This window comes from Kyrpidia tusciae DSM 2912, from assembly GCF_000092905.1.
GTDB classification, from domain to species: domain Bacteria; phylum Bacillota; class Bacilli; order Kyrpidiales; family Kyrpidiaceae; genus Kyrpidia; species Kyrpidia tusciae.
Genome location: NC_014098.1, coordinates 63,759 through 83,479, shown reverse-complemented (window position 1 = coordinate 83,479; position 19,721 = coordinate 63,759). Strand labels below are relative to the sequence as shown.

Annotated in this window: 19 protein-coding genes and 2 tRNA genes; all 21 read right to left on the bottom strand. The window is 57.5% G+C overall.

Translation table 11 applies throughout. The annotated features are described in order from the left end of the window. Positions 1–155 precede the first annotated feature (155 nt). The 21 genes from BTUS_RS00465 to glmU all read right to left on the bottom strand — a co-directional run bounded on the left by BTUS_RS00465 (position 156) and on the right by glmU (position 19,671). Positions 156–232, bottom strand: a tRNA-Met gene (locus BTUS_RS00465). A gap of 1 nt (position 233) precedes the next feature. Beyond that, positions 234–310, bottom strand: a tRNA-Met gene (locus BTUS_RS00460). Positions 311–445: 135 nt separating this feature from the next. Beyond that, positions 446–871: a S1 domain-containing RNA-binding protein gene (locus tag BTUS_RS00455; protein WP_013074159.1), complete on the bottom strand. Its 426-nt coding sequence runs from the start codon at positions 869–871 to the stop codon at positions 446–448. A gap of 73 nt (positions 872–944) precedes the next feature. Further along, the gene (locus BTUS_RS00450) at positions 945–1,304 is read right to left on the bottom strand and encodes an FtsB family cell division protein (RefSeq protein ID WP_013074158.1); all 360 of its coding nucleotides are present in this window, start codon (positions 1,302–1,304) and stop codon (positions 945–947) included. 33 nt (positions 1,305–1,337) lie between these two features. Next, on the bottom strand, positions 1,338–1,922 hold the full coding sequence (gene yabQ, locus BTUS_RS16585; RefSeq protein ID WP_013074157.1) for a spore cortex biosynthesis protein YabQ: 585 nt from the start codon (positions 1,920–1,922) through the stop codon (positions 1,338–1,340). A 23-nt stretch (positions 1,923–1,945) separates the two neighbouring features. Next, a complete protein-coding gene (gene yabP, locus BTUS_RS00440) occupies positions 1,946–2,248 on the bottom strand; it encodes a sporulation protein YabP (RefSeq protein WP_013074156.1) in 303 nt (100 codons plus the stop codon). A 31-nt stretch (positions 2,249–2,279) separates the two neighbouring features. Then, the gene (locus BTUS_RS00435) at positions 2,280–3,605 is read right to left on the bottom strand and encodes an O-antigen ligase family protein (RefSeq protein ID WP_245543381.1); all 1,326 of its coding nucleotides are present in this window, start codon (positions 3,603–3,605) and stop codon (positions 2,280–2,282) included. A 168-nt stretch (positions 3,606–3,773) separates the two neighbouring features. After that, positions 3,774–5,210, bottom strand: a complete 1,437-nt coding sequence (locus tag BTUS_RS00430; RefSeq protein ID WP_013074154.1) for a flippase — start codon at positions 5,208–5,210, stop codon at positions 3,774–3,776. Positions 5,211–5,351: 141 nt separating this feature from the next. Continuing rightward, the gene (locus BTUS_RS00425) at positions 5,352–5,627 is read right to left on the bottom strand and encodes an RNA-binding S4 domain-containing protein (protein ID WP_013074153.1); all 276 of its coding nucleotides are present in this window, start codon (positions 5,625–5,627) and stop codon (positions 5,352–5,354) included. Positions 5,628–5,629: 2 nt separating this feature from the next. Beyond that, on the bottom strand, positions 5,630–5,902 hold the full coding sequence (locus tag BTUS_RS00420; RefSeq protein WP_041303505.1) for an HU family DNA-binding protein: 273 nt from the start codon (positions 5,900–5,902) through the stop codon (positions 5,630–5,632). Positions 5,903–5,992: 90 nt separating this feature from the next. Then, positions 5,993–6,856, bottom strand: a complete 864-nt coding sequence (gene mazG / locus BTUS_RS00415) for a nucleoside triphosphate pyrophosphohydrolase (RefSeq protein WP_013074151.1) — start codon at positions 6,854–6,856, stop codon at positions 5,993–5,995. A 24-nt stretch (positions 6,857–6,880) separates the two neighbouring features. Beyond that, positions 6,881–8,479 (bottom strand): putative polysaccharide biosynthesis protein, encoded by a 1,599-nt coding sequence (locus BTUS_RS00410; protein ID WP_013074150.1) that lies wholly within the window; start codon positions 8,477–8,479, stop codon positions 6,881–6,883. Between the two features lie 248 nt (positions 8,480–8,727). Beyond that, entirely contained in the window at positions 8,728–10,029 is a 1,302-nt protein-coding gene (locus tag BTUS_RS00405; RefSeq protein ID WP_013074149.1) for a transposase, read from the bottom strand. Between the two features lie 258 nt (positions 10,030–10,287). Further along, on the bottom strand, positions 10,288–10,830 hold the full coding sequence (gene spoVT / locus BTUS_RS00400; protein WP_013074148.1) for a stage V sporulation protein T: 543 nt from the start codon (positions 10,828–10,830) through the stop codon (positions 10,288–10,290). Between the two features lie 224 nt (positions 10,831–11,054). Then, entirely contained in the window at positions 11,055–11,972 is a 918-nt protein-coding gene (locus tag BTUS_RS00395; protein WP_013074147.1) for a peptidylprolyl isomerase, read from the bottom strand. After that, entirely contained in the window at positions 11,962–15,486 is a 3,525-nt protein-coding gene (gene mfd / locus BTUS_RS00390) for a transcription-repair coupling factor (RefSeq protein WP_013074146.1), read from the bottom strand. Before mfd ends, BTUS_RS00395 begins: the two co-directional genes overlap by 11 nt. Positions 15,487–15,567: 81 nt before the next feature. Then, positions 15,568–15,801, bottom strand: a complete 234-nt coding sequence (locus BTUS_RS17250) for an anti-sigma-F factor Fin (protein WP_013074145.1) — start codon at positions 15,799–15,801, stop codon at positions 15,568–15,570. Between the two features lie 120 nt (positions 15,802–15,921). Then, positions 15,922–16,476: an aminoacyl-tRNA hydrolase gene (pth, locus tag BTUS_RS00385; protein ID WP_013074144.1), complete on the bottom strand. Its 555-nt coding sequence runs from the start codon at positions 16,474–16,476 to the stop codon at positions 15,922–15,924. A 120-nt stretch (positions 16,477–16,596) separates the two neighbouring features. Continuing rightward, on the bottom strand, positions 16,597–17,235 hold the full coding sequence (locus tag BTUS_RS00380) for a 50S ribosomal protein L25 (RefSeq protein WP_013074143.1): 639 nt from the start codon (positions 17,233–17,235) through the stop codon (positions 16,597–16,599). A 79-nt stretch (positions 17,236–17,314) separates the two neighbouring features. Continuing rightward, the gene (locus BTUS_RS00375) at positions 17,315–18,265 is read right to left on the bottom strand and encodes a ribose-phosphate diphosphokinase (RefSeq protein WP_013074142.1); all 951 of its coding nucleotides are present in this window, start codon (positions 18,263–18,265) and stop codon (positions 17,315–17,317) included. Next, a complete protein-coding gene (gene glmU, locus BTUS_RS00370) occupies positions 18,262–19,671 on the bottom strand; it encodes a bifunctional UDP-N-acetylglucosamine diphosphorylase/glucosamine-1-phosphate N-acetyltransferase GlmU (RefSeq protein ID WP_013074141.1) in 1,410 nt (469 codons plus the stop codon). The genes BTUS_RS00375 and glmU overlap by 4 nt, the downstream gene beginning before the upstream one ends. Positions 19,672–19,721: the final 50 nt, after the last annotated feature.

Sequence of the window (19,721 nt, the reverse complement as noted above, 5' to 3'; positions counted from 1 at the left end):
CCCTTCAACATTGTTTATTCTACGATCAACATCTCTTAGACGCAATGGGCATATCTCTCATTTTGAGGTCACTGATTATAAAAAGGGCACCAGCGCGTTGCCCATGCCCTTCTCACAAACAAAAAAACCCCTCCCGGGGCAGGCCTTCCTCATGCTGGTGGCGGAGGAGGGATTCGAACCCCCGACACTGCGGGTATGAACCGCATGCTCTGACCACCTGAGCTACTCCGCCTTGGTTGCGGGGGCAGGATTTGAACCTGCGACCTTCGGGTTATGAGCCCGACGAGCTACCGGACTGCTCCACCCCGCGCCAGTCACAAAATCAATCATACTGCCGCACCAAATCCGTGTCAAGATATAAAAAGCCGATCCACCATAAAGAAGGCACCTGCACGGTGCCGGAACAAGGCCGAATGAGACCAGTTGAAAGGAAACGGATCAAGGATTACCCGCGCCGGCCGCCGCGGCCGCCACGTTTGGCTTCACTGCGCTTCAACGCCTGTAACCGCTCTTCGCTGTCTTTCATAAACCGATTCAACTTGTCCTCAAACGACATACGGGACGACCGCGACCTCGGGTGCCGATCTCGCCCATGGTCGCTTCCCCCCTGGGAACCTCGATGTTCGGCAGCAGATCCTTCCTTAGCCTGACGGATGGAGAGCCCGATCTTCCCGTTCGGATCCACGTGAATGACCTTCACCGTCACGGTGTCATTGATCTTCAAGTAGTCGCGGATATCTCGAACATAGGTGTCGGCGATCTCCGAAATATGCACCAAGCCCGTGACGCCACCGGGAAGAAGGACGAATGCGCCAAAATGCGTGATCCCCGTCACTTTCCCTTCAAGTTTGCTGCCTAATTCAATTGACATGTTAAGGGAAGTTCCTCCTTAGAAAATGAGAAAGATGACCGGTATAAATTATAGCGAGGGGACGAAAAAGGTGTCAAGGTGTTGCAGAGTTCTGAGTCATAAATAAAATCTCACCGGGTTTGGCCATGTGGAACTGTTGGCGGGCCAAATCGGCGACGTACTGATCTTGCTGAAGAAGACGCACCTGCTCCTTTAATGCTTGGTTTTGCTGTTGTGCCCGCTGCAACTTTGCGTTGGCCTGTTCTTGTTGGGCTTCCAGGCTCCTCATCTTGGGCCATTGCACAAAGACCGCCGTGTACCCTGCCCAAGCGAGGACAGATAAAAGAAAGAGGTAGCGGAGCTTGAGACGCGGCAACCGCCAGCGACGGCCCTTTCTCCGCCGGGTCAGGCGTATGACATTCTCGCGGCGACGTTGAACCATCTCACGCGTCATCCTCTCACCTCTTTCCACCGTCCTGTGCGACATTCACCCTTTCCTCAGCGAGCGCTTAATCCAACGTCCGATCCAGGACCACAGGCCGCGAATTCCCCCGCTCCGCTCTGCCGACCGGGTAGGATCTTTAGTCTTTCGGCGCTTTTGAACCCGCCCGATCACAAAACCTAGGGGCCACAGGATCATATTCTCAAAAAACGAGAGAATATGCAAGATCCCTTCGAGGGTTCGTATCACCAAGCGAAAGATCCCCAGTACGGGTTGCCAGACCGCGATCATCCATAGTCTGTATCCGACCTGGGCACAATATGTCAGAACCCTGACGATCCCCTCCACCGAACGGACGACCGTCGGATGGAACCACACGCGGTACAAACCGAACCCGAAACCCATCACGGCAAAAAAGCTGATGCGCATTTCACCATCCGACGTGGCCAGCAGCACCCAAAACACTCCGGCGAGGGCGGCCGCCCAGAAAGCCACATCGGCAAGGGGAGTTAACCACCGCCATCCCCTGCGCCCTTGGAGAATCGTGTTGTAAAGATCATACCCTGCACCGAGGGCAGCTCCGCACCCCGCTAATGCGGCCACCAGCAGCCACTGACCCTGAATCGGCATTTCCCGCCCTCCTCGCCTCGGGACTAACGAAACAGCTTCGTCAGCCATCCCTTGGCCCGTTCGGCGGGGCCCGGCCCGTCGTCATCATACCCCATTTCGAATACAACCCCTTCGATGATGACGACGCCGTCTTCCAGGTTCAGCGTCTTAATATGCAGATTCTCGCCCCGTATGGCCAGAAAACCGTACGGTGTCTGAAGGACAAATTGCTCACTGTCGAAACTCTCCACTTGCAGGACGCCGGTCACCTCGACGTATTGACGATTGGCCATGTTCACGTGGTGCCTCGGCGCCGGCTTGGTGACCCTGCCTTTTTCCTCGGCCATCCCGTCTCCCTCCCGACTCGGACATGTCACCTTATCCTATGCCGGGCTTGGACGACTCAGAACGCTCTCCCAGAGACCAGCCGTCTCGACGAAGGTACGATAGGGCCGCCAGCATCCAGAAGGGAAACATCACCTGTTGCAGTTCCCAAAGATTGTTAAAAGCATCCATCACAACGATGGCCAGAATCAGGGCCAACCCCGCATAGCGAATCTTCCCTCCTGCTTTCCAGGACTTCCACAACAGAACGAGGTGGATTAAGCCGAAGGAGAGGAACCCCAAGAGACCGGTCTCAATGATGATCCGGTTGTACTGACTGTCCGAATACATATCAGTGGGCATGTGATAACGTTTCGCGAGATCCTTAACGACCGTCCCACCGCCCCCGAATGTCCCGGACCCATAGCCGAGCCATGGCCGCTCCTTAACCGTATTGAGAGCGATCTTCAGGATAAATAACCGCCCGTTAAACATACTGTTGCCGATTTCACGTTGAGACAGGGTTTTTGTCACCCGGTTAAAAGGGTTGGCCCCCAGCTGCTCACCAAAGCCGAAATGTGCCAGAGGAGGCCCAAAGGTCAGGTTCACCGCAACAATGAGTGCCGTGATGATCGCCCCGATGCCCAATATCTTCGCCCACTGCCTCCAAGGCAATAACCGCCATGCCGCAACGAGACCGACGACAAATCCAAGCCAGCCACTGCGGGAGAACGTATAATAGAGAACCGGCAAAATGGCAGCCATCCACGGCCGGTGTTTCTCGGGCAAAACGAGGATGCCGAGAAAGAACATGATGACCAGATACGACGCCAATGTATTCGGGTTCTCCAGCAGAGACATCATCCGCCCGGCATTGATGCCTGTCATGGCCTCGATCCAAGCCTTGGGCTCAGGCCACCCCAAAGCCTGCAGGAACCCCACGAAGAGGATCAATCCCAGCGTCACACCGGATGCCCACATCGCCCGGCGGAACCACACGGCATCTCTAGGCAGGCGGGCCATCACAAAACCGACCACGTATACCACGAACAGTCCGCGCATGGTCGCCCCAAAGCGAAGAAACGAGGTGTGATTGACCACCATCGAAAGGAAAGACACAAGTACAAACAGGAGCACGGAGTAATCGATCCACTCGAATCGAAAACCTTTAATTCCCTTGGCAGCCCATAAACACCCCACGAGAACGACCACTAAGATGTCCGTGCCGAAGCGGAATGCCAAACTTGCCACCCGGCCCAAGTGAACGGGCGTAAACGCCAGCGGGCCGTAATCGATGAGGAAGAATCGCAAAGGGATGTAAATGGCCAGCACCGTCACGATGATCCAAGCCAGCCGTACGGCGCCGCGCCTGAAATCCATTGCCACATCGATCATCTCCTTAGTTGCCCGTCCCTTGCCGGCCCTGTGCCGGGTTCCATTCTATCGAAAGACGGCCTCTTTGGAAAGAGAGGCCATCTGACACTCCCGCCAAGCTCTTTCGAGAAATCGCCGCCTCCACCTGAATCCGAAGGTTTTCCACTTTGAAATTCAAGGCCCCCCTCTCTCCCGCCTGACCCCACGAATCCTCTCCTGAACCTTTTCCCACATTTCCCGCAGCCGCCGCCGAATGTCTGAATCCATGGCTACTATGGCCAATCCCGCCCCCATTTCAAGGACAGGAATACCAACAAAAGGAGACCAATCGCGTACCCAGAGGAACCCTAGAAACACGGCAGCCGCCGCCACCGCCGCGTTCCTCACTGCGCCTTGCAGGAGAAGACGCCAACCTGTGGGGTTCATCAGTACATACCCGATCATCGACAGACATTCGACGACCAAAGCTGCCAAGGCCCCCCCCGTGCTCCCCCAACGCGCCCCGAGCACCGCATAGGCCCCCACACCGACGACCAGGACGGCGACGAGCACCGCTGTCCTTCGGGATTGCATTCCTTTCGTCGTCAAAGCATCCGCCAAGGGGTAATTGATGGATTGCATAAAGACCATCCAGGAAAGTATGGACAGCGCCGAAGCCGCGTCTGCCCACCGCGGCCCAAACAACAGGTGTATCCACCAGGCCGGGTAAAGCAAAAAAGGCAATGCCATCATCACCCCAAGAGCACTCATCATTTTCAATTCCAGAACGTTAAGGCGGAGGTGCGCATCTTCATCTCGTCGATTCCCGTGGGCAAACAGTTGGGGATAATAGGCCTCCGCCAATACCCCGGGGATCTGGTACAACACCGAGGGAATGCGAAAGGCTGCGGCAAAATACCCCACGGCGACCAGATCGGTCACCCGCTCTAAAACCAGGGGGCCCATCTGGTTCAGGAGCATGATCACCAGCCCCCCAAGGGTGAAAGATCCCAGACCCCGAAGAAGAGACCGATCCCAGCCCGAAAAAAAAGACACTCTGCGACCCACCAGCCATAAACTGAGAAGCCCCCCCGCCACCGCCGCCAGACCGTAGATCGGGGCCAGAAAATCCAAAGGCCAACCCAAAGCCATCCCGAGAAACAGGGCACCGGCGGAGAGCAGGCCCGCCACCGTGCGAATGAGCGCCGTGTACTGCATTTTCTGCACCGCTTGAAAATATACGGCGCCCACACCCTGGAAGGCGGCTCCGAGAATCGTCGGCATGACCACCCAGTACAAGACACGGCGCATTCCCGGATCGGGATACAGGCTTTGCACCACCGCCACCGAGACCACCGCCGTGCCCAAGCCGAACAACAGCCGGATTTTGAAAAATCCCGCCAATAGGCGGCCCAGATCCGCACCGGGCTTTGTGCCATCCCGAATAAAAGTGTGAGATAATCCAAGGTCCGTGAAATATCCAGTTACTACAGAAAATGCCAATGCTACACTCAGAATGCCGTAATCCTTCGCTCCGAGGTAGCGAGCCACCAGAATCGCTGCCACTGCCCCCACCAATCGAACCAGGACATTGCTGGCGAAGAGATAGACGGCATTCTTGAGGATTCGCATTCCGCTCAATGGATGTACAGCCCTTTTCGTCAGATTTCCGCTGCCACCGCCGGGTGTAACGGACAGAGGGATGGGCAAACCAAAGGCGCCGCGACGCGGCGCCCCGCCCCATCCTCCTTGGCCTTGGACCGTGCAGGCGAGTCACTCCGGCCCTGAACCCGACTGGGCCTGCCAGTCTTCCAGCACGGTGAACAACGCGCTGCTTTCATCTTTGGGTACATGTTCCCTCAGGTCCACCACCCGCACCTTCATCGTCCTCCCGCCATAGGCGATCGTGAGTACATCACCCACGTTCACCTCAGATCCCGCTTTGCCCGGCCGGCCATTAATCTGTACGCGCCCTTGGTCGCATAACTCTTTGGCCACTGTGCGCCGCTTGACCAGGCGGGAGACTTTGAGGAATTTATCCAATCGCACCCTTACTTCATGACCTCTTTCAATTTATTTCCTGGTTTGAAGGCCGGGACCACCGACTCGGGAATCGAAATCTCTTCCCCAGTCTGCGGGTTGCGACCGATCCGCGCCGCCCGCCGCCGGGGCTCAAAGGTACCAAATCCCACCAACTGCACCTTTTCACCCCCGGCAAGAGCCTCGCCGATGACGTCGAAAACACTGTTGACAGCGGCCTCGGCTTCTTTCTTTTTCAAACCACTGCGTTCCGCCACTTTGGCGATAAGTTCCATCTTGTTCATGTCCTGTATGACCCCTTTCTCATCCTGGATTCACACAAATATTTCTTTGCTCCTGAACGGAATCCTGCACGATTCCAGGAATTTTATCCGCTATCGGCAAACTTTCTTTGCCGACTGCCACAAGGCTTCCATTTCGTCCAAGGAGGCATTTTCCAGGGGGATGCCGCGCTTTTTCAACTCCGACTCCATGTAACCGAACCGCCGGATGAATTTGCGATTCGCCCCGGCGAGGGCTGCTTCGGGGTCAACACCGGCCAAACGGGCCAGGTTGACCACCGCGAACAGTAAGTCACCCACTTCTTCCGCCACGGCCTCCGAGAACGCGGCTCCCCCGTCCGGGCCCTCCTGTTCCTGAAGGGCATCGGCCACCTCCTGGAGTTCCTCCCGCACCTTTTCCATTACCAGCCGGGGGTTTTCCCAATCGAATCCCACCTCCGCCGCCCGCTTTCCTAACCGATAGGCCACTTGGACAGCGGGTCGGGCAAGAGAGATCCCCTCCAGCCAGCCACCCGCTCCCCCTTCCTCCCCTTCCTGGACGGCTCGGTTCCGTTCCTGGGCTTTGATCTGTGCCCACCGCCGCTCGACACCGGCGGCGTCTTCCACACGTTCGCCGCCGAAGACGTGGGGGTGACGGCGAATCAGCTTCGCGGACAAGCTATCGATACAGTCTGAGACATCAAAGGTACCCGCTTCCCGGCCGATTTCGCTATGTAGGAGCACTTGTAACAACAAGTCGCCGAGTTCCTCACATAAAGCCCTGGGATCCTGCTCATCCAGCGCTTCAGCCAATTCATAAGCTTCCTCGATCACATAGGGGCGAAGGGAAAGATGCGTCTGGGCCCGGTCCCAAGGGCAACCTCCCGGCCCCCGCAGCCGCGCCACCAGTTCCACCACATGCGCGAATCGCCGTCCCGCATCGAGGGAGCTTTGCGTTTTTGTGTGTTGCTCGTTCATCCCCAGTGTCGCCCCTTGACATTCTCATTTCAACCATCCGAATCGGGTCCCCACCCGAGCCAGCACTGGACCCACGCAGGGCAGGGCCTCCAGTTCCCCCCGGCTGAACCCCCCCACAATCAGCAGGAGGACAAAATAAGCAACTCCCCCCAACACCACTGCGCTGAGGGCCACCACGGCGGATTCCCACCGGCTCGCTCCCGTTTCGCCGCCCAGGGTTTGCAGCACCAGCACCACCACGGCGGCCATTCCGATCGATGCGACAATGGGACGCCAAAAGAGTTGCCGAACGTGAAGAACGAGGCCCGTGGATGCCATCACTGTCACGATGTTCAACAGCGCAGCCACGGCATAAGCCATCACCGTCGCCGCCGCTGCCCCCTCGATTCCCCAGCGCGGAACCCACAATACGTTTAAAATACCTTTCGCAGCCACCGCTACAGCCAGGTGCCAGACCGGCGCCCACGGACGTCCGACACTTTGAAGGATCGATGATGCCGTGACCTGAAGACTGCTAAACACCATGGCCAACGAGGTGATTTGAATCGCCGCAAGCCCCGAAGTGTCCCGAAACAACATCCGGTCCACCGGAGCGGCCAGCAAGATCAAGCCGATTGATGCCGGCAAGGACAGCCAAATGGTCAATCGCAACCCCAGTTCGACCTGTTGATTGGCCGCTTTGAGATCCCGCCGGGTTATGGCGGAAGTAAGGGAAGGCAACAGGGCAACGGCCACAGCTCCGGCAAAAGTGGCGGGCAAAATCATCAGTTTAAAGGCCCGTCCGCTGAGCCACCCAAACATCTCCGTGGCCACCCCGCTGGACAAACCGGCCGCTTTCAAAGAATTGACCACAGTCAGCGCATCGACATTATTGATCAGCGGAACGGCCAAAGCCCCCAGGCTCACGGGTAAAGCATAGAGAACCATTTCCTTGCCCCAGCCGGAGTCGAGTCGGCTGTCACCCCGGGAACCCCGGTGCCGAATCATTGGCCCACGGCTCATATTCTCCCAGAGAACGGCACAACCGGCCAACGCCCCGGTCACGGCACCGAACGCCGCTCCCGCCGCCGCCCACTCCGGCGAGTGCCACTGAACCATCATCCACCAGGACAGGGCGATGATTGTGATCACGCGAACCGTCTGCTCGGCCACCTGGGAAACCGCTGTCGGCATCATCTCCTGAAACCCTTGAAAATATCCCCTGGCCACGCTCATCACCGGAACGAGGAGCATCGCGGGCGCCACTGCCCGTAGGGCCAAAGCGGCATCGGGATTGCCGACGAACGCCGCATAACGTTCGGCTCCGAAAAATAACAAACAAAACCCGGCCGCACCAATGGCTCCCATGATGGCCGCCGAGACCCGGAATACCCGAGACGCCCCCGCCGCATCGTCCTGCGCCGCCCGTTCGGCCACAAACTTCGAGACCGCCACAGGCAGGCCGGCCGTCGCGAGAATCACGAGGGTGGCATAAATCGGGTATGCCATCTGGTACAGACCGAGTCCTCGATCCCCAATGATGTTTTGTAAAAAAATGGTGTACACAGACCCCAGTACTTTCGAGACCAATCCGGCCCCAGCCAAAACGGCGGCTCCCCGGACAAATCGGTTCCCCCTCGCCATTCACTTTCCCTCCGCCCGTTCTCATCATAACAGACTGTCACGAGTGGATCTATATGTGCGAGGGGTGAGCCTTTTTCGATGTCCCCTTTTCCCCGAACCTTCAGCACGAATCCCATCGGTGTGGCGAGTTCGGTATGTCCATTATCTGGTTTATCATCCACAGGTTGGATGGTTCAGGCCATGCGAAACCGGGGTCAGGTTCTTGGTTACCTGGCCCAGGAGCTCCACCTTCTTCGATCGCGTGCCGTTTAGGACACGCTTCGAACCAAGCTCCTCATGCGTTCTTGCTGCTTCTCCCGCACCCTCCCCAATGCCATCGCCAGCATCACGCACAACGCCAAACCGCAACGTATCCGCATCTTCCTTAGCCCTCGAATGGTGTGCCGTTCAAACCCAAACGAGACGTCCAAGCGACTGTTCACCCGTTCCACCGCAGTCCTGTACCGGTATTCCTTCGCCCATTTGTAGCTCTCCCGGGCAATCGGCGTGAAGATCCGCCGGTCCACCGCGAGCGCCACCCGCACCCCTCCGGCCACGGGGCACTGTTCCCGCCCTTGACACGTGATCCCGTACGCCTTGGCTGGACATACTTTTTTCAGCGTCCCCCGGTCTTTCTCGAACCCACCATTGCTCATCTGTTGCCGGGCCCCTGTCTCTGGACAGTAACAGTACACCGCTCCCCCCTCGTCATACACCACATTCGTGTGTCCCGGTAATAACCGCGTTTGCTCCCCGTCTTTCCACATCCGCCTCGTGTCGATCACGGGCTTGATCCCATATTCATCCCAGCAGCGACTCAGGAGTTTCGAGTCGTCGTACCCCCGATCCGCCGTCAGGACCTCGGCCTTTTTCAACATCTCCGGATGGCGTTTCTCCATCTCATCCAGCAGGACATGCCCTTCTTTGACGTCCGAGCGCGACCCTTTGGTCACCGTATACGCCACCGGCAATTCATGCTGAGCATCCACCACCAGGTGGAGCTTGTAGCCAAACCACCGGACCACTTTCTCCCATGTACTCCCGTCCTCGCGGGTCCCACGATAGGTTTTTACCCCGTATGCTGCATCCAGATCCCGCCGTCCGTCTTCCTTCTTTTCTTTCGAGGGACGGGACGCCCACGAGGCGATTGCCTTACTGTCCATCGCCAAACGACGCCCGAACTCCGGAAGTTCCTCACTCAGGGCCTTCACCAGCTCGTCGAACATCGATTCGATCCACGATCCGTGCTCCATCAAGCTGCGGAGAAATCGGGTGTAAGCGGCTGCGCTGGGAACTGCGCGCAACCCACAGATCGACCGCAGCTGCCCGTTTCGAGACAGTTCCCGACGTAAGCTCTCGATCGACGGGTGCTGAAACACGATTCCTGCCAACATCGAGTTCCACATCGCCCGTACCGGGTAGTCATCTCGTCCATGACCTCTCGATTTCTCCAGATGCGCCATGAGCGCTTCGTCCGGCAGATGTTCCAGAACCAGCCGGAGGCGTTCCAGGTCTCCAAGCGGCTCGATCTCTTCCCAGGAAAACAGTTCGAGTTGTGGTATAATCGCCATAGGGTGAGTCCTCCTTGTTGGATCATTTGTCCAACTACCATTCTAACAAAAGAGGACTCACCTGTCTTATTGGATTTGGGGTGAATTTGCCCGAACCCACTTCCCACTCCCCTCAAAACCCCTGTCTTTCCTGGGACCCATTGGGGGAAAGTTTTCTGGCCCCTCCTCTTCGCCCCTTCTTTGTCTTGGCCTTTTCAGCATCGAAAAAGGCTCGGGGTAAAAAAAGCCGAGCCCACCACTCCCTGAAAAACGCAAAATTTATTGTTCCATCTGTTTCCCGAGGAATGCGGCGGCCGTTTCGGCCATTTTCTTTTCCAGTTCACCCATATGGACCTGTTCATTCTTGGAGAGGAGGACCACCGCCCCAATGGGATCGCCCGCAGCGATGATCGGCGCAATGACCCGGGAAGAGTACGTGTCAGGCTCGTCCCGCAGAATGGACCATTGCCCCGACTCGGCGTCCACAACCGTTCTCCTGTCCTCCACCGCGCGTTCAACATCGGCACCCACCGGCTTGTCGAGAAAATCCTTTTTCGGCGCACCCGCCACGGCAATGACCACATCTCGGTCGCAGATCAAGGTGATGTGCCCGAGGCTTTCATGCAGGGAATCCGCGTATTCCTTCGCAAAATCCCCGAGCTCGCCTATGGGGGAGTACTTTTTCAAGATCACTTCACCGTCTCGATCGACAAAGATCTCGAGGGGATCGCCTTCGCGAATCCGTAATGTCCGACGGATTTCCTTCGGGATCACGACGCGGCCCAAGTCATCAATGCGACGAACGATGCCCGTAGCTTTCACGGTGGTTCCCCCTTTGTCGCGTAGTGGAGTTAGCTTTTAAAACCGGAGACTCTGGTAGGACTGACCACAAACGGATGGTTCGTCAACATTAGGGTGTACACCCGAAGGGATTTTAACAATACCGCTTTCTGGCAGCACACCCGCCCGTAACCACCCCCGCGCCCCGGGAGTTGAGGTGCTGGGGCGTGATCGACTCCTCCTCAGCTCCGGCCCGGGAGAGCCGCTCAGGGCCCCCCGGCGGCCGCCTGCTTCAGGGCCGAGTCTTCAAGGGTGATGTGCGCATCCTGTTTCGCTTGGTTGAACCACTGCTGTTCCTTCATCTGCATGACTTTATTCTTGACCTGATCCTTCACCTGACTCAGCGGTTCCACCCTGCGACTGTCCACCCGAAGAATATGCCAGCCGAATTGAGTTTGTACGGGATCGCTGATCTGCCCTATGGGCAGCTTCATAGCGGCATCCTGAAACGGGCCCACCCACTGGGACAGGGGGCCTTCCGGAAGTTCGCCCCCTTGATCCTTGGAGGGGTCGAGAGAAACCTCTTTCGCGATTTGGGCGAAGGACTCTCCCTTGAGAATGCGGGCTTCGACTTGCTCGGCCTCCTGCTTGGTTTTAACGAGGATATGGGCAACTTTCGCGATCGTGTAATCCGCCGGGTGATCCTTATAGTAGGCCTGAATTTCCTCGTCTGAAACCGAAAGGTGTTTCGCGAAATATTTTTGAGCCAATATGTCGTCCCTTGCCAACGCCTGAAGGTCGTTGTCTTGCAATCCCAATTCTGCCATTTTTTTATTAAGAGCGTCAGCATTGCCGTACACGTACTGGATCAACTGTTGCCGATACTGGGCCACGGTGTCCGCCAGCTCCTTATCGCTGACGGTGATGCCCTCCTGCTTGGCCTTTTGATCCAGGATGTCATGCATCACAATGTACTGCTGCAACACTTCCAGGCGGTTTTGCGGAGTATCCGGATACTGAGGCGCAATCAACAACCTCTGGAGCTTGAACTGTTTGTCCAACTCCGCCCGGTGCACCTGGCCCCCGTCGAAAGTGGCCACCACATCCGAACTTCCGCAACCCGCCAGAGCCAGGATCGCAAGAAGAGTGACAAAAAGAGCGCCGGCCAAGCGGCTATAAGACATTTTGCAGTTCCTCCTGCCCTTTGACAACGTCTTGAAACGCCTCCATGAACTCCAGGAGCAATTTCAACGACTGTTGCGCCGTCAACCCCCGCATGCGCAACGTCATGGTGATGTTCTGCCCTGCGGTGAGCTTGATCCGCTCCCGGAACCGCTTGGTCAGGTCAAACAGTCGGTCGCCCTGGATGTGCTTGTTTTGTCTCTCATGCAGCTTTAACGTGACCTCACTGCCCTGCTGGGAAATCGACTTGAAATCATGCCGTATCGCCCAGATCTTGATGCGGGTCACCGCCAATAGGTTAAGGACCTCTTGGGGAATATCCCCAAAGCGGTCTTCGATCTCTTCCTGGAGATCGTCGACATCCTCCAGCCGCCGACACGACACGAATTTCTTGTAAATCTCGATCTTCTGCATGGAATCCGGGATGTACCGCTCGGGCAAATAGGCATCCACAGCCAGTTCCACTTGAGGTTCCACCACTTGAGGTAAGGATTCACCTTTGAGCTCTCGAATCGCATCGGCGAGCATATCGCTGTAGAGGTCAAACCCCACCGATGCGATAAACCCGTGCTGTTCAGGCCCCAATAGGTTCCCGGCCCCTCGGATGGACAGGTCCCTGAGGGCGATTTTAAACCCGCTGCCCAGTTCCGTAAACTCCTTGATCGCTTGAAGCCTTTTTTCCGCCACTTCGGTCAGCACCTTTTCGGGCTGATAGGTGAAATACGCATACGCAATCCGGCTCGATCGCCCGACTCGGCCTCGGAGTTGATAAAGCTGCGACAGTCCGAGATGATCGGCATCGTAAACAATGAGCGTGTTAACGTTTGGAATGTCCAAGCCCGTCTCGATAATGGTGGTGGTCACGAGAACATCGTGTTCTCCATGCAAAAACTCCAGCATCACCAGTTCGAGGTGATCTTCCGGCATCTGCCCGTGGGCCACCGCCACCTTGGCATCCGGGACCAAACGTCTCACGTGATCTGCCATTTGTTCAATGTCCTGCACTTTGTTGTACAAAAAATATACTTGCCCGCCTCGGCCAATTTCCCGTTCGATCGCCTCTTTAGCCAGTAAGTCGTCATACTCCAACACGTAGGTCTGGACCGGGAACCGATTTTCCGGCGGAGTCTCGATAATCGACAGATCCCGCACTCCCAGCATGGACATGTGAAGAGTCCGGGGAATCGGCGTCGCGGTGAGGGTCAGGCAGTCCACGTTGGTCTTGAGTTGCTTGAGCCTTTCTTTATGCGTAACGCCGAAACGTTGTTCTTCATCCACAATCAGGAGACCCAAGTCCTTGAATTTCACGTCTTTTTGCAGGAGTCGATGGGTACCGATGATGATGTCGACGGTGCCTGCTCGCAATTGTTTCAAGACCTGGCTCATTTCGCCGCGGGTGCGAAACCGGCTGACCACATCAATGGAGATCGGAAAACCTTGGAAACGCTCCCGAAACGTTTCGTAATGTTGCTGGGCAAGCACCGTCGTGGGCACGAGCACGGCCACCTGCTTACCATCCATCACAGCTTTAAACGCGGCGCGCATGGCGACTTCCGTTTTCCCGTAACCGACATCCCCGCAGAGCAGTCGGTCCATGGGTCGAGGCTGCTCCATATCCCGCTTAATCTCTTCGATGGCCTTGAGTTGATCCGGCGTCTCCCGGTATGGGAACATTGCTTCAAACTCTTTCTGCCAGGGCGTATCCGGAGAGAAGGCGTGGCCGGGCGAAGCCATGCGCTGAGCATAGAGTTTGACCAGTTCTTCTGCGATATCCCGGATGGAGGAACGGACCCGGTTTTTGACCTTGGCCCACTCGGTTCCGCCGAGATGATACAATTTCGGCTGTTTGTCTTCGCCGCCGATGTATTTTTGCACTTGATCGATTTGATCGATCGGTACATACAACTTGTCATTTCCGGCATACCGAATGTACAGATAATCCTTGTGAATCCCTTCAATCTCCAAGGTTTGGATTCCCATGTACTGCCCGATGCCGTGGTTCACGTGAACCACGTAATCACCGACTTTCAGGTCCTGGTAATTCTTAATTCTTTCGGCATCCGAGACGGTGGACACCCGGTGATGTCGACGTTTAGCCGTAAAAATCTCCTGCTCCGTCACCACGACCAACCTGAGATCTGGCATCTCGAACCCAGACGAAATTCCGCCCAGGACTATTTGTGGTCGGTGGGCCTGTTTTGACCATTCGGAAGTCAGATCTGCCGACATGCCATAGTCTTCCAGTACTCGCCGCAACCGCTCAGCCCGTTCTGCGTTCGCTGCCACCAGGACCACTCGCTGGCCCGTTCGCCCCCACCGGTCCCATTCTTGTTTCAAGACGTTCATCTGGCCGTGGAACTGCTGCATGGACCGGGCGGCCACCGGAATCATGCGCCGGGTGGCGGCCGTGTGCCGGGCGAGCAAGGAGAATAATACCCTTTGCCGGTGCCCTGAGAGACCGGCATCCCCCGTTATGGCAGGACGGTGGAGTCCAGGGAGCAACTCGCCCTTTTCCAGGCCGTGCAGTTCCCACTCCTGTTCCTCGCGCTCCCGTTGCTTCAGGCTGTCCCGAATCCGGACGGGTTCCGCGTAGACGCAGAGTGCCTCGGCGGGCAGCCAGGTTAAAAGTCCCCCTGGATGCGGATACAGGAGATGGATGTAACGGAGCAAGCCGGTAAAAGGGTGGCCGGCCTCCATGCGCCGGACGTCTTCCCCGATATACCGGTCCACTCGTTCTCGATGGCCTTCGTCGGCAAATTTCTCCCGCTGTCGCTCCCACTGGCTTCTCACGACCCGGGCCGCCGCTTGAATTCGCTCTTTCGGGGCCAGAATCTCAGTATTCGGTCCGATCTCGCAGGCGGGCACTTGATCGACGGAGCGCTGGGTTTCTGGGTCAAACACCCGAATGGCATCGATCTCGTCGTCGAAAAATTCGATCCTGTAAGCGCGTTCTTGCGTGAGGGGAAAAACATCGACGATGCCGCCCCGGACTGCAAATTGTCCCCGCGCTTCAACTCGATCGGCGGCTTCATATCCCATCTGAAGGAGCCGATCCACCCATTCATCCCTTTTTAAAACTTCCCCGGTCTTTAAAGACAGGAGGAAGGAACGGAATATTTCGAGATCCGGAAGGGGCTGGTCCACGGCCCGGGCCGGAGTGATCAACAAAATGTTTTCTCCTTTGGCCAATCGCGTCAAAACGTCCATGCGCTCGGCCGCGAGTTCCGGACTGTAAGCCGCCACATCGAGCAGCGCCGCCTCGCGTTCGGGAAACAGGAGAACGCGGTCGCTCGGAAGAAATTCAAGACAATCATCATACAACTGTTGTGCTTCCTGAAGATTATGGGTAACGACGAGCATCGGCCTGCCGGTTTCCCGTCGCAGCGCGGCCATCATGACGTGCGCCGCCGTCCCGGACAGCCCCGTGACCCATTGCTCTTCTACCCGCTCATCCAGACCCTCCACCAGTGTTCGGAATCCCGGATGTTCGGAAACATATTGGATCAATCGTTCCAACCTGTCCCCTCCTCACACAAAGACCAAAAAAGCCTCAGCCCATCGCTAAGCCAAGGCTTGGCGCGCCGCTTTTCCACATTCCTACTGGAGTGGCGTGCGAATCAAGGTCAGTTCAGGATTCGCCTCTAGAGCCTGTTGGCAGAATTCGCACACCGTGTTGACATAGATACACCCTTCATGGGGATCCGTAGTCATTATATCGGCCCGTTCTTCGGGTGTCAACGAATGGAAACCCAAAGCCGAAGGCGACACGCGGCTTCCATCCACTTCCCCGAGATAGTGATGACAATGACGACACACATAGATGATTCGCACCTTTTCCCGCCTCCCGAAACGTCCAGACCGGACGCCCATGTTGCCCTCATAGTATGCGCGGTGGGAGGAATCGGGATACCACCACTTGACGAACACCGGGTGAAGACAGACCAGTCGATATTAAACTTTTGACATGGCTTTTTCAAACCCTTCCTGCACGGCAATCTCGATCAATTCCACAGCCCGGTTCAATGCGGGACGAACGGTGGAGAGTTCGTCCGGGGAAAACGGAGAAAGGACATGATCGATCACACTTCTGCCTTTCAACGGCCGGCCGATGCCAATTCTCACCCGCCCAAAGGTTTCGGTTCCCAGGTGTTGGAGTATTGATTTCATGCCATTGTGGCCACCCGACGACCCTTTGTAGCGCAAGCGGATCTTACCCAGGGGCAAGTCCAGGTCATCGTAGACAACGATCAGACGTTCCGGCCCGAGGCGATACCACCTGACTGCCTCGCCCACCGCCAGGCCACTCTCGTTCATAAAAGTTTGAGGCTTCAACAACAACACTTGCTCTTCGCCCACCCGGGTACTCGCGGTTAGACTGTGAAAGCCCCGGCTCGTCACACTCACGCTCCATCGTGCGGCCAATCGGTCTATCACCATGAAGCCAGCATTGTGGCGCGTTTGGGCGTATTGTGGCCCGGGATTGCCGAGCCCCGCAATTAACCACATCTCAGCCCAGCCACCTTCTGCCGATCGGCTCTGAAATTTCGAACCAGCCCACTCGCGCTCAGGCAGTGAGAAAAGCCGCAGCTCCCACGCCCGGGGCTGCGGCCATACCGCCGGCACAACCTACTCCCGACGGCCCTTCCCCTCGGTATCGCGAACCATCTCTGGTCCTTTTGGCTCCTCCGGCAAAGTCTCTCCGGCGCCTGCACCGGCACCGGCGGCACTGATATTGACCACGACTTCGTCCGCTTCCTCCAGGAGATGAGCCCCGTCCGGCAATTGCACGTCCGCCGCGCGGATGACGTCACCTTCCTCAGCGCGACTCACATCCACCCGCAAGTGTTCCGGAATCTCCGTCGGTAAACAACGGATGCGCAGATGCCGTAAAAGAACCTGCGCCACCAGGCCCCGTTTGTCGACTTCTTCTATCCCCTGAACTTGCACCGGTACCTCTACGTCGACAGGTTCGTCCAACATGACGACGTGAAAATCCACGTGCAAAATCTTCCGGGTTACGGGATCCCTTTGAATCTCCTGGATCACCGCGGGCAACCGCCCCTGTCCCGGCAGCTCGATATCCACCAACGCCGTCTCTTGCCCCGTTTGCATCTTCACCAGCAGAGCCTCTTCCACGGCAACCGGCACCGGCTCACGGCCCTTACCGTACACGACACCCGGAATCCGTCCGGATCGGCGCAAATGTGTCAGTACACTGCGGCGCAGATCAGCCCGGGCCTCCAGAGGTAACACTTGGGCACTCACAAAAACCGCTCCTTTCTTCAAACAGGTACAAACCAGAGCAACCGGCGACAAACTGGCCCAGTCCGCCCCGATCGGGCTTTCAAGTATTAAACAGAGTGCTCACCGACAGGTCTTCGTGCACCCGGATGATCGCATCGCCAATCAGGGGAGCCACCGACAGTACCACCAGCTTGTCCAGAACAGGCGATTCCTTCAGCGGAATCGTGTTCGTCACGACGACCTCTCGGATCTCGGATTCCCGCAGGCGCTCCATCGCCGGGCCCGACAAAACCGCATGGGTGCAGCAGGCATACACTTCCTTTGCCCCCCGTTCGAGCAACGCCTTCGCCCCTTGGGTGATGGTGCCCGCTGTATCGATGATATCGTCGATCATCACGGCCGTCTTTCCGTCAATGTCGCCGATGATGTTCATGATCTCCGCAACATTGGGCTCAGGACGGCGTTTATCGATAATGGCGATCGAGGCTCCGAGACGCTGGGCCATCCCCCTTGCCCGGGTAACACCCCCCATGTCCGGCGACACCACCACCACGTCCTTCAACCCTTTATCTTGAAAATAACTGGCAAGGATCGGTTGCGCGAGCAGGTGATCCACCGGGATATCAAAAAAACCTTGAATCTGCCCCGCGTGCAGATCCATGGCAATCACCCGATGGGCCCCCGCCGTCTCGATGAGGTTTGCCACGAGCTTTGCCGTGATCGGCTCCCGAGGCCTGGCCTTGCGATCTTGCCGGGCATACCCGTAATACGGCATCACGACATTGATCCGCTTTGCGGACGCACGTTTCAGGGCATCCACCATGATCAGCAATTCCATCAAGTTCTCATTGATCGGGGCAGAAGTTGATTGCACAACGAAAACGTCGCATCCCCGAACGCTTTCCTCGATCTTGACCTGAATCTCTCCGTCGCTAAATCGTGTCACCCGGGACCGTCCCAATTCCACCCCGACGTGCTCCACGACCTCCCGAACCAAAGCGGGATTCGAGTTCCCTGTGAACACTTTTAACTTCGCGTCGCGATACCTCATGACTCCCGGGACTCCTCGCTTTTCATCCGCCGCCCCCGCAACTTGTGCTGCAGCTTCGCTGTGTATCCTTCCTTGTTGATCTGACGCTCTCGGGCGATCGCCATAGCCCCGTCGGGAACGTCTTCGGTGATCGTCGATCCGGCGGCCACGTAAGCATCCGCTCCCACCGTCAGGGGAGCCACCAGATTGCTGTTGCACCCCACAAACGTTCGATCCCCTATTCTTGTGCGATGCTTTTGCACCCCATCGTAATTGACGGTGATGGTCCCGCACCCCAACACCACACCTTCCCCCACGTCGGCATCTCCGATATATGTGAGGTGTGCGGCTTTCGTTCCCGCGCCGATCACGGCATTCTTAACCTCGACAAAATCTCCGATCTTTGCCCCGGGTCCCACATCGGAACCCGGACGCACGTAGGCAAAAGGCCCCACCGTGCACCCCGAGCGCAGCGTTGAGCCAAGAACCACCGACTGCTCCACCTGGACCCCGTCCTCCACCACCGACGCGGACAGCCGAGCCGCCGGCCCGATCCGGCAGTCTTCGCCAATGCGCGTCCCGGCCTGGAGCCACGTCCCGGGGAAAATCACCGTGTCCCTCCCAATGACGACATCGGAATCCACGTACGTCGACCGGGGGTCGACCACCGTCACCCCTTCCCGCATCCAGTACTCCAGAATGCGACGCCGCATGCTTTCTTCCACCGCAGCCAGCTGCACTCGATCGTTGACCCCGGCCATCTCCCCGGCATCTTCCAGCAATACCGGGGTCACCCGCCGGCCATCCTTCTGCAAAATCTCTGCGCAATCCGTGAGGTAGTACTCCCCTTGGCCGTTCCCGTTGTCGAGGCGGCGAACGGCAGCGAACAGTTGTTCTGTGTCAAAGCAATAGGTCCCCGCGTTGACCTCGCGAATCGCACGAATCTGTTCGTCCGCGTCTTTCTCCTCGACGATCGCCCGAATCTGGTCGCCGTCCCGTACAATCCGCCCATAGCCTTCCGGGTGATCCACGACGGCGGTCAGTACTGCAGCCGCTGCCCCGGTCATCTTCTGTACATCGGCCAACCTCTGGAACGTCTCCGGGCGAATGAGGGGAGTATCCCCGCACACCACCAAGGTCTGCCCTTCCGTCCCCTCCAGCAGGGGAGCGGTTTGCAGGACCGCGTGGCCGGTACCGAGCGCCCGCTCCTGAAAAACGTACTCCACCTCATCCCCTAAGACGGCCCGGACCTGCTCCGCCAAGTGACCCACCACTACGACGATCCGGTCCACTTGACTCGCCTTCAGATGGTCCACGACGTGCCGAATCATCGGTTGACCACATACTTCGTGAACCACCTTGTGCCTGCGGGATTTCATCCGGGTCCCGAGCCCGGCCGCCAAAACCACGGCGTTTCGCTGCGTCAATGACCATCCCCCCGTCGCCTCTCCGCCCGGACCGGCACGGACACTGGCGT

Coding starts and splice junctions, on each gene's coding strand:
- BTUS_RS00455 (WP_013074159.1), bottom strand. CDS start 871: ATGTCAATTGAATTAGGCAGCAAACTTGAAGGGAAAGTGACGGGGATC.
- BTUS_RS00395 (WP_013074147.1), bottom strand. CDS start 11,972: ATGTCTTATAGCCGCTTGGCCGGCGCTCTTTTTGTCACTCTTCTTGCG.
- BTUS_RS00435 (WP_245543381.1), bottom strand. CDS start 3,605: ATGGATTTCAGGCGCGGCGCCGTACGGCTGGCTTGGATCATCGTGACG.
- BTUS_RS00410 (WP_013074150.1), bottom strand. CDS start 8,479: ATGGCGAGGGGGAACCGATTTGTCCGGGGAGCCGCCGTTTTGGCTGGG.
- mazG (WP_013074151.1), bottom strand. CDS start 6,856: ATGAACGAGCAACACACAAAAACGCAAAGCTCCCTCGATGCGGGACGG.
- BTUS_RS00450 (WP_013074158.1), bottom strand. CDS start 1,304: ATGACGCGTGAGATGGTTCAACGTCGCCGCGAGAATGTCATACGCCTG.
- BTUS_RS00375 (WP_013074142.1), bottom strand. CDS start 18,265: ATGAGGTATCGCGACGCGAAGTTAAAAGTGTTCACAGGGAACTCGAAT.
- BTUS_RS00430 (WP_013074154.1), bottom strand. CDS start 5,210: ATGCGAATCCTCAAGAATGCCGTCTATCTCTTCGCCAGCAATGTCCTG.
- pth (WP_013074144.1), bottom strand. CDS start 16,476: ATGTGGTTAATTGCGGGGCTCGGCAATCCCGGGCCACAATACGCCCAA.
- yabP (WP_013074156.1), bottom strand. CDS start 2,248: ATGGCCGAGGAAAAAGGCAGGGTCACCAAGCCGGCGCCGAGGCACCAC.
- BTUS_RS00405 (WP_013074149.1), bottom strand. CDS start 10,029: ATGGCGATTATACCACAACTCGAACTGTTTTCCTGGGAAGAGATCGAG.
- BTUS_RS00420 (WP_041303505.1), bottom strand. CDS start 5,902: ATGAACAAGATGGAACTTATCGCCAAAGTGGCGGAACGCAGTGGTTTG.
- yabQ (WP_013074157.1), bottom strand. CDS start 1,922: ATGCCGATTCAGGGTCAGTGGCTGCTGGTGGCCGCATTAGCGGGGTGC.